The organism is uncultured Amaricoccus sp. (genome assembly GCF_937858865.1).
GTDB lineage: Bacteria > Pseudomonadota > Alphaproteobacteria > Rhodobacterales > Rhodobacteraceae > Amaricoccus.
Map to the genome: position 1 here is coordinate 1 of NZ_CALLYO010000500.1, position 8,513 is coordinate 8,513.

8 protein-coding genes are annotated in these 8,513 nt (G+C 71.9%); all 8 read left to right on the forward strand.

From position 1 onward, the window contains the following. The first annotated feature begins 127 nt into the window (after positions 1-127). A complete protein-coding gene (murB, locus tag Q0112_RS14630) occupies positions 128-1,060 on the forward strand; it encodes a UDP-N-acetylmuramate dehydrogenase (protein WP_297976528.1) in 933 nt (310 codons plus the stop codon). A gap of 78 nt (positions 1,061-1,138) precedes the next feature. Then, positions 1,139-2,053, forward strand: a complete 915-nt coding sequence (locus Q0112_RS14635) for a D-alanine--D-alanine ligase (RefSeq protein WP_297976530.1) — start codon at positions 1,139-1,141, stop codon at positions 2,051-2,053. Beyond that, positions 2,041-2,919: a cell division protein FtsQ/DivIB gene (locus Q0112_RS14640; protein WP_297976531.1), complete on the forward strand. Its 879-nt coding sequence runs from the start codon at positions 2,041-2,043 to the stop codon at positions 2,917-2,919. The genes Q0112_RS14635 and Q0112_RS14640 overlap by 13 nt, the downstream gene beginning before the upstream one ends. After that, the gene (gene ftsA / locus Q0112_RS14645; RefSeq protein WP_297976532.1) at positions 2,916-4,250 is read left to right on the forward strand and encodes a cell division protein FtsA; all 1,335 of its coding nucleotides are present in this window, start codon (positions 2,916-2,918) and stop codon (positions 4,248-4,250) included. The genes Q0112_RS14640 and ftsA overlap by 4 nt, the downstream gene beginning before the upstream one ends. 177 nt (positions 4,251-4,427) lie before the next feature. Continuing rightward, entirely contained in the window at positions 4,428-6,023 is a 1,596-nt protein-coding gene (gene ftsZ / locus Q0112_RS14650) for a cell division protein FtsZ (protein WP_297976533.1), read from the forward strand. Positions 6,024-6,245: 222 nt separating this feature from the next. Further along, positions 6,246-7,163: a UDP-3-O-acyl-N-acetylglucosamine deacetylase gene (lpxC, locus tag Q0112_RS14655; RefSeq protein ID WP_297976535.1), complete on the forward strand. Its 918-nt coding sequence runs from the start codon at positions 6,246-6,248 to the stop codon at positions 7,161-7,163. A gap of 144 nt (positions 7,164-7,307) precedes the next feature. Continuing rightward, positions 7,308-8,177, forward strand: a complete 870-nt coding sequence (locus tag Q0112_RS14660) for an outer membrane protein assembly factor BamD (RefSeq protein ID WP_297976536.1) — start codon at positions 7,308-7,310, stop codon at positions 8,175-8,177. Between the two features lie 17 nt (positions 8,178-8,194). Continuing rightward, positions 8,195-8,513, forward strand: a 319-nt coding sequence (locus Q0112_RS14665) for an AAA family ATPase (protein WP_297976538.1), incomplete at its 3' end; no start/stop codon positions are given.

The window sequence follows — 8,513 nt, forward strand, 5'->3', positions numbered from 1 at the left end:
TCTATCAGCCGGCCTTCTACCAGGCGTGAGAAGCGGGCTCGGGACCCACCGGCAGACAGGCCCTGGCCGGGGCTGCCCCTGGCGAGGGGGGCTTGCGGCGGCGGGCGGGGCGGCCTAGCGGTAGCGGATGGATCGGAGCGCCACCCTCGAGATGCCGCCGGTGCGCGGGACGCTGACGGCGGACCGGCCGATGGCGGAGCTGACCTGGCTGCGGGTCGGCGGGCCGGCGGACTGGCTGTTCCAGCCGGCGGACGAGGCGGATCTCGCCGATTTCCTCCGCGCGCTGCCGGCGGAGGTGCCGGTCCTTCCGATGGGGGTGGGCTCGAACCTCATCGTGCGGGACGGCGGGATCGCCGGCGTGGTGATCCGGCTCGGGCGCGGGTTCAACGGCATCCGCGTCGAGGAGGACGGGGTGCACGCCGGGGCGGCGGCGCTCGATGCGCATGTGGCGCGGCGGGCGGCGGAGGCGGGGGTGGACCTGACCTTTCTCCGCACCATTCCCGGCTCGATCGGCGGCGCGGCGCGGATGAACGCCGGCTGCTACGGCAGCTATGTCGCCGACGCCTTCGTCTCGGCGCGGGCGGTGACGCGGGCGGGCGAGGTGGTGGAGCTCGCGCCCGGCGACATGGGCTTCGCCTACCGGTCGACGGCGCTGCCCGAGGGGCTCGTCGTCACCGAGGTGGTGCTGGCCGGGCCGCGCGGGGAGCCCGAGGCGCTGGCGCGGAAGATGGAGGAGCAGCTGGCGCGGCGGGATGCGAGCCAGCCGGTCAGGGACCGGACGGCGGGGTCGACCTTCCGCAATCCGGCCGGCTTTTCCTCCACCGGGCGCGCGGACGACGTGCACCACCTGAAGGCCTGGAAGCTCATCGAGGACGCCGGGATGAGGGGCGCAACCCTGGGTGGAGCACAGATGTCGCCGCGGCACGCCAACTTCCTCACCAACACCGGAGGGGCGAAAGCCGCCGATCTGGAGGAATTGGGCGAATTGGTGCGAAAAAAGGTTTTGGAATCAACCGGAATATCGCTAGAGTGGGAAATCATGCGGGTCGGCCGACCATAAGGCCCGCGGAACGGACGAAAAAGACGACGAAGGCACCCGACAGGCCGGCATAAGGCCGCGGGAAAGATTGAGGCGGGCATGTCGAGCAGGACAGCAGCCCGCATCGCAGTGCTGATGGGCGGCCGTTCGGCTGAGCGCGACGTTTCGCTCAGCTCGGGCCGCGAGTGCGCGGCTGCGTTGCGCGGCGAAGGATTCGAGGTGGTCGAGATCGACGCCGGGGTGGACCTGGCGGCGGCGCTCGCCGCTGCGAGGCCCGACGTCGTCTTCAACGCGCTGCATGGCCGCTGGGGCGAGGACGGCTGCGTGCAGGGCCTGCTCGAGTGGCTCGCCATCCCCTATACCCATTCCGGCGTGCTGGCCTCGGCGCTCGCCATGGACAAGACCCGCGCCAAGCAGGTCTTCGCCGCCGCCGGGCTACCGGTGGCGAAGGGCATGATCGCCTGCCGCGACGAGGTGCGCCGGGCGCATCCGATGGCGCCGCCCTACGTGGTGAAGCCCAACTCCGAGGGCTCCTCGGTCGGGGTCGTGATCGTGCCGGAGGGCGCGAACCGGCCGCCGGCGCTGGCCGACTCGATGCCGGAGCGGGTGCTGGTCGAGGAATATGTCGCGGGGCGCGAGATGACCGTCGCCGTGCTCGGCGACCGGCCGCTCGCCGTCACCGACATCATCGCCGAGGGCTGGTACGACTATGACGCCAAGTACCGGCCCGGGGGCTCGCGGCACGTGGTGCCGGCCGAGGTGCCGGCGGAGATCGCCGCGGCCTGCCTCGACTATGCGCTGCGCGCCCACCGGGCGATCGGCTGCCGCGGCCTCAGCCGCTCGGACTTCCGCTGGGACGAGGCGCGCGGGCTCGGCGGGCTGGTCATCCTCGAGACCAACACCCAGCCGGGGATGACGCCGACCTCGCTCGCGCCGGAGCAGGCGGCGCATGCCGGCATGTCGTTCGGCGCGCTGGTGCGCTGGCTGGTGGAGGACGCCTCGTGCTCCCGGTGAGGACCGCCCCCCGCCGCGACCCGGCGCCGTCGCGGCTGCGCTACCGGCTGACCCGGCTCTGGCTGCGGCCGGGGGTGCGGCGCGCGGTCAACTTCGGGCTGCCGATGCTGGCCGGCGTCCTGGCCGCCTGGACGGCGATGGCGCAGTACGACGTGCGCGGGCATCTGGCCGGCTGGGTCGCGGCCGGGCGCGAGGCGATCGTCGAGCGGCCGCAGTTCACCATCACCGAGATCAGCGTCCCGGACGTCAGCCGCGATCTCGCCGAGCAGATCCGGGTCGCCGCCTTCGTGCGCCTGCCCGCCTCGAGCCTCGAGCTCGACGTGAACGCGGTGCGCGACCGTATCGAGAGCCTCGACGCGGTGGAGCGGGCGCGGGTGCGGGCGCTCGCGTCGGGCGTCCTCGAGATCCGCGCCATCGAGCGGGTGCCGGTCGTCGTCTGGCGCTCCGACGCCGGGCTGGAGCTGCTCGACCAGAACGGGGTGCGCGTGGCCGAGGTCGACAGCCGGATCCGCCGCCCCGACCTGCCGCTCGTCGCCGGTGCCGGTGCCGAGGACCACGTGCCGGAGGCGCTGGCGCTCCTCGCCGAGACGCGGCCGGTCGCCGGGCGGGTGCGCGGCCTCGTGCGCGTCGGCGAGCGGCGCTGGGATCTGGTGCTCGACCGCGGGCAGGCGGTGAAGCTGCCCGAGGCCGACCCGGTGCTGGCGCTCCGGCGGGTCATGGCGCTCGACGGGGCGGAGAACCTGCTCGCCCGCGACCTGAGCGTCGTCGACATGCGCGACCCGACGCGGCCGATGCTGCGGCTGACCGGGCACGCGATTGCGGAACTGGAGCGGCTCAGGGCCGGCGACAAGGGAGAGGATGCATGAGGCGGCAGCTCTACGAGGTGCAGCGGGCGATGCGGGCGCGCCGCGAGACGGCGCTGCGCCGCGGTGTCATCGCCGTGCTCGACATCGGCACCTCCAAGGTCGCCTGCCTGGTGCTGCAGTTCGTGCCCGAGGATCTCGGCGAGGGCGCGGAGGCGCGGCCGGTGCTGAGCCAGGGCGCCTTCCGGGTGATCGGCGCCGCCAACACCCGCTCGCGCGGCATGGCCTTCGGCGAGGTCGCCGCGATGGAGGAGGCCGAGCGCGCGGTGATGACCGCGATCCAGGGCGCGCAGAAGATGGCCGGGCTCAGGGTCGACCATGTGATCGTCAGCTTCTCGGGCGGGCGGCCGCGCTCCTACGGCTGCTCGGGCGAGGTCGAGGTCGAGCACGGCGCGGTCTCCGAGCGCGACATCGGCCACGTGCTGGCGGCGTGCGAGATCCCCGACTACGGCCACGACCGCGATGCGCTGCACGCGCTGCCGGTCAACTTCGCGCTCGACGACCGCTCCGGGCTGACCGATCCGCGCGGGCAGCTCGGCCGGGCGCTGGCCTGCGACATGCACCTGGTGACGGTGGGGGCGACGCCGCTCCGCAACATCCTGCACTGCATCCGCCGCTGCGACCTCGAGCTCGGCGGGATCGTCGTCTCCTCCTATGCGAGCGGGCTCGCCAGCCTGGTCGAGGACGAGCAGGAGCTGGGGGCGGCCTGCATCGACATCGGCGCGGGGGCGACCGGGGTGTCGATCTTCGTGCGGCGGCAGATGATCTATGCCGACGCGGTCAGGATGGGGGGCGTGCACGTCACCTCCGACATCTGCCAGGGGCTGCAGGTGTCGATGACCGACGCCGAGCGGCTGAAGACCATGCACGGCGGGCTGATCGCCACGGGCCTCGACGACCGGGACATGATCGAGCTGCCGTCGATCCTCGGCGACTGGGAGCACGACCGGCGGCAGATCTCGCGCTCGGAGCTGATCGGGGTGATGCGGCCCAGGGTCGAGGAGATCCTCGAGGAGGTGCGGGCGCGGCTCGATGCGTCGGGGTTCGAGTATCTGCCGAGCCAGCGGATCGTGCTGACCGGCGGGTCGGCGCAGATCCCCGGGCTCGAGACGGTGGCGAGCCACATCCTCGGGCGGCAGTGCCGGATCGGCAAGCCGCTCCGGGTGCAGGGGCTGCCGCAGTCGGCGACCGGCACCGCCTTCGCGACGGCGGTCGGGCTCGCCATGCACGTCAGCCATCCGCAGGACGAATGCTGGGACTTCGAGATGCCGGCGGACCGGCAGGGGGCGCGGCGGGTGGCGCGCGCGCTGCGGTGGTTCAAGGAAAACTGGTAACTAGTGGAGGAGCCCACAATATCCCGTTTATCTGGTGTAGAACCCCAATATATTGTGGATGTTAGCGGGATTCCGCGTGACCCTAGGGGGCTTTTCGGCTAGGCTCTCGAATCAAGAAAGAAGACGACCCGCGCGGGGGCGCGGACCCGACGGCCAAACACAACAGGCGGAAGCAACATGGCACTGACCCTCAGCATACCGGTAACCCAGGACCTCAGCCCCCGGATCACCGTCATCGGCGTCGGCGGTGCCGGCGGGAACGCGGTCAACAACATGATCGAGAAGCAGCTCGAGGGTTGCGAGTTCGTGGTGGCGAACACCGACGCCCAGGCGCTGCAGCAGAACCAGGCCGGCAACAAGCTCCAGCTCGGCGCGCGGGTCACCGAGGGGCTCGGCGCGGGCGCGCGGCCCGAGGTGGGCGCGGCGGCGGCGGAGGAGTCGATCGAGGAGATCGTCGAGCGCCTCTCCGGCTGCCACATGTGCTTCATCACCGCCGGCATGGGCGGCGGCACCGGCACCGGCGCCGCGCCGATCATCGCCAAGGCCGCCCGCGAGATGGGCATCCTGACCGTCGGCGTGGTGACCAAGCCCTTCCAGTTCGAGGGCTCGCGCCGGATGAAGCAGGCCGAGGGCGGGGTCGAGGAGCTGCAGAAGCACGTCGACACGCTGATCATCATCCCGAACCAGAACCTCTTCCGCCTCGCCAACGAGAAGACCACCTTCACCGACGCCTTCGCGCTGGCCGACGACGTGCTCTACCAGGGCGTGAAGGGCGTCACCGACCTGATGGTGCGGCCCGGCATCATCAACCTCGACTTCGCCGACGTTCGCTCGGTGATGAACGAGATGGGCAAGGCGATGATGGGCACCGGCGAGAGCTCGGGCGAGGACCGCGCCGTGCAGGCCGCCGAGAAGGCGATCGCCAACCCGCTGCTCGACGAGATCAGCCTCAAGGGCGCGAAGGGCGTCCTCATCAACATCACCGCCGGCCCCGACCTCACCCTCTTCGAGCTCGACGAGGCGGCCAACCGCATCCGCGCCGAGGTCGACCCGGAGGCCAACATCATGGTCGGCTCCACGCTCGACCCGGAGATGGCCGGGCTCATGCGCGTCTCGGTCGTCGCCACCGGCATCGACGCGGTGGCGAAGTCCGACGCCATGCCGATGCCGCGCCGCTCGACCGAGCCGGTGGCGGCCCCGGCCCCCAGGGCGGCGCAGCAGCCGGCGGCGCGCTCCGCCGCCGAGTACCGTCCCGAGCCGCGGCCCGAACTGCGGCCCGAACTGCGGCCGGATCCGCGGACCGAGCCGCGTGCCGAGCCGGTCGCCGCGAGCTACCGCGAGCCGAGCTTCGCCGACTACCAGTCGCAGGGCGGGGTCGAGCAGGAGGTCGCCTTCGACGAGCCGGAGGCGGTGCCGCAGCCGACGGGTGCGCAGCGGACCGCACCCTTCGGCCAGCCGAAGGGCGAACTGCCGCGCCAGCCCGGCGAGCCCTCGCCCGACGCGCTGCGCCGGCTGCAGGCGGCGGTGCAGAACGTGCCCAAGGCCCAGCCGATGGTCCGCCCCGTCGCGCAGTCGCGCGAGCCGGAGCGGCAGAGCGCGCGGCTGACGATCAACAGCCTGATCCACAAGATGACCGGCCAGGTCGGCCGCGAGCAGTCGAGCGCCCGCCGCCTCGAGGGCGAGCCGCGCGCCAGCCAGATCGAGCCGGACTACGAGGATACCGAGCGCGAACGCGTCGACATTCCCGCCTTCCTTCGCAGGCAGGCCAACTGACGGGGGCGCCTCCCTCCCCCTCCCCAGGCGTCCAGCGGCGCCCCGGTCCGAAGGCATCCGGTATACCCCACCGGGTGCCTTTTTCGTTGCGGAACAATCGCTTGGGATTGTAGCAATCCGTCATAAAGCTTGATTTGTTCCAGTTCATTGGCGCGCCTACATTGCACTGCAACAGGAGCGAGCCGCCCGGGATCCGGGCAGGACCTGTCAGTGGGGCGGACGATGCAGACGACTTTGAAACGCGAGATCACGCTGGTCGGAATGGGGCTCCATTCCGGGCGGCCCGCGCGCATGGTGCTGCGGCCGGCGACGACGGGCGGCATCCGCTTCCGCCGGGTGGACGTGACCGACCGGGACAACCTGATCCCGGCGCGCTTCGACCGTGTGACCGACACCCGCCTCTGCACGCTCCTCTCGAACGAGGCCGGCGTCTCGCTCGGCACCGTCGAGCACGTCATGGCCGCGCTCGCCGGCACCGGCGTCACCCATGCGCTCATCGACATCGACGGGCCGGAGGTGCCGATCATGGACGGCAGCTCGCTCCGCTTCGTGCGGGCGATCCTGCGCGCCGGGCTCAGGGCGCTGCCGGGCGATCTCGTCGCCATCCGGGTGCTCGCGCCGGTGCGCGAGGGCGAGGGCGACGTCTGGGCCGAGCTGCGGCCGGCCGAGACGCTGTCGATCGACTTCGAGATCGACTTCGCCGATGCCGCGATCGGCCACCAGGCGCGGCGGCTCTCGATGGTGAACGGCGCCTTCGTGCACGAGCTGGCCGACTGCCGCACCTTCTGCCGCCGGGTGGAGGTGGAGACGATGCAGGCGAACGGCCTCGCGCTCGGCGGCTCGCTCGACAATGCGATCGTGGTCGAGGGCGACAAGGTGCTGAACCCGGGCGGCCTGCGCCGCGCCGACGAGTTCGTGCGCCACAAGATGCTCGACGCGCTCGGCGACCTCGCGCTCGCCGGCGCGCCGATCCTCGGCGCCTACAAGGGGGTGAAGGCCGGCCACGGCGTCACCAACCGGCTCCTGCGCAAGCTCTTCGCGACGCCGGGGGCCTACGAGATCGTCACGCTCGACGCGGAGGCAGCGCAGCAGCTGCCCGGCGCGGGCGTCGGCGCGGCAGACCTGCGCCGCGCCGGTTGAGGCAGGCGATACCGGCAGATGGCGCAGCCCCCCGCGGGGGGCTGCGCTTTTCGTTTCAACCCCCCGGAAACCTATGCTAACTCGGAGCCGTCCGGGCGGCCGAGGTCCCGGGCGGGGCAGAAAGCAGAAGCAGGAGTCAGGCGTTTGGCAAGTCGTTTTCTGGCACTTGCCGCCCTTCTCGGGCTCGCCGTCGGGGTGAGCGCCTGCAGCCGTCTCGGCAGCGGGCCGGGCTCGATGCCGCGCTTCGGATTCGGCCAGCGCGAGGCCCCGGTCGAGAGCCAGACCGCGCAGCAGATCTACCTCGGCGCCGAGGCGCTGCTCGCCGAGGGCAAGCCGCGCGACGCCGGCCAGCGGTTCTCCGAGGTGGAACGGCTCTATCCCTATTCGGAATGGGCCAAGCGGGCGATGCTGATGTCGGCCTTCGCCTACCACGAGGGCGCGCAGTACGCCGAGAGCCGCGCCGCCGCCGAGCGCTACCTCGAGTTCTTCCCCGCCGACGTCGACGCGCCCTATGCGCAGTTCCTGATCGCGCTCTCCTACTACGACCAGATCGTCGACATCGGCCGCGACCAGTCCGACGCCTTCGAGGCGCTGCAGGAGATGCGCGACATCATCGAGCGCTATCCCGACAGCATCTACGCCAAGTCGGCGCAGATGAAGTTCGAGCTCGCCCTCGACCACCTCGCCGGCAAGGAGATGGAGGTCGGCCGCTACTACCTCAACCGCGGCTTCTATACCGCCGCGATCAACCGCTTCCGCGTGGTGGTCGAGGACTATCAGACCACGACCCACACCCCCGAGGCGCTCTACCGGCTGGTCGAGGCCTATCTCTCGCTCGGCCTGGCGCACGAGGCGCAGACCGCGGCGGCGATCCTCGGCCACAACTTCCAGGGCTCGATCTGGTACGCCGACGCCTACGCGCTCCTGACCGGCCGCGGTCTCCGCCCGGCCGATGTCGGTGACAGCTGGCTCAACCAGACCTACCGCCAGGTGGTGCAGGGGAAGTGGCGCTAGCGCGGGCGGGCTGAGCCATGCTCGAGACGCTCTCGATCCGCGACATGCTGCTCATCGAGGCGGCGGAGCTCCGTTTCCGCCCCGGGCTCAACGTGCTGACCGGCGAGACCGGGGCCGGCAAGTCGATCCTGCTCGACTGCCTCGGCTTCGTCCTCGGCTGGCGCGGCCGCGGCGCCGTGCGCGCCGGCGCCGCCGAGGGCGAGGTGACGGCGGCCTTCGCGCTCCCGCCCGGCCACGCCGCCGGCGCCGTGCTCGAGGCCGCCGGGGTGCCGGCCGGGGACGAGCTCATCCTCCGCCGCACGGTCGGCGCCGACGGCCGCCGGCAGGCCTGGGCCA

Excerpts from the sequence above, each read along its gene's own strand:
- murB (WP_297976528.1), top strand. The coding sequence starts at position 128 with ATGGATCGGAGCGCCACCCTCGAGATGCCGCCGGTGCGCGGGACGCTG.
- Q0112_RS14635 (WP_297976530.1), top strand. The coding sequence starts at position 1,139 with ATGTCGAGCAGGACAGCAGCCCGCATCGCAGTGCTGATGGGCGGCCGT.
- ftsA (WP_297976532.1), top strand. The coding sequence starts at position 2,916 with ATGAGGCGGCAGCTCTACGAGGTGCAGCGGGCGATGCGGGCGCGCCGC.
- ftsZ (WP_297976533.1), top strand. The coding sequence starts at position 4,428 with ATGGCACTGACCCTCAGCATACCGGTAACCCAGGACCTCAGCCCCCGG.
- lpxC (WP_297976535.1), top strand. The coding sequence starts at position 6,246 with ATGCAGACGACTTTGAAACGCGAGATCACGCTGGTCGGAATGGGGCTC.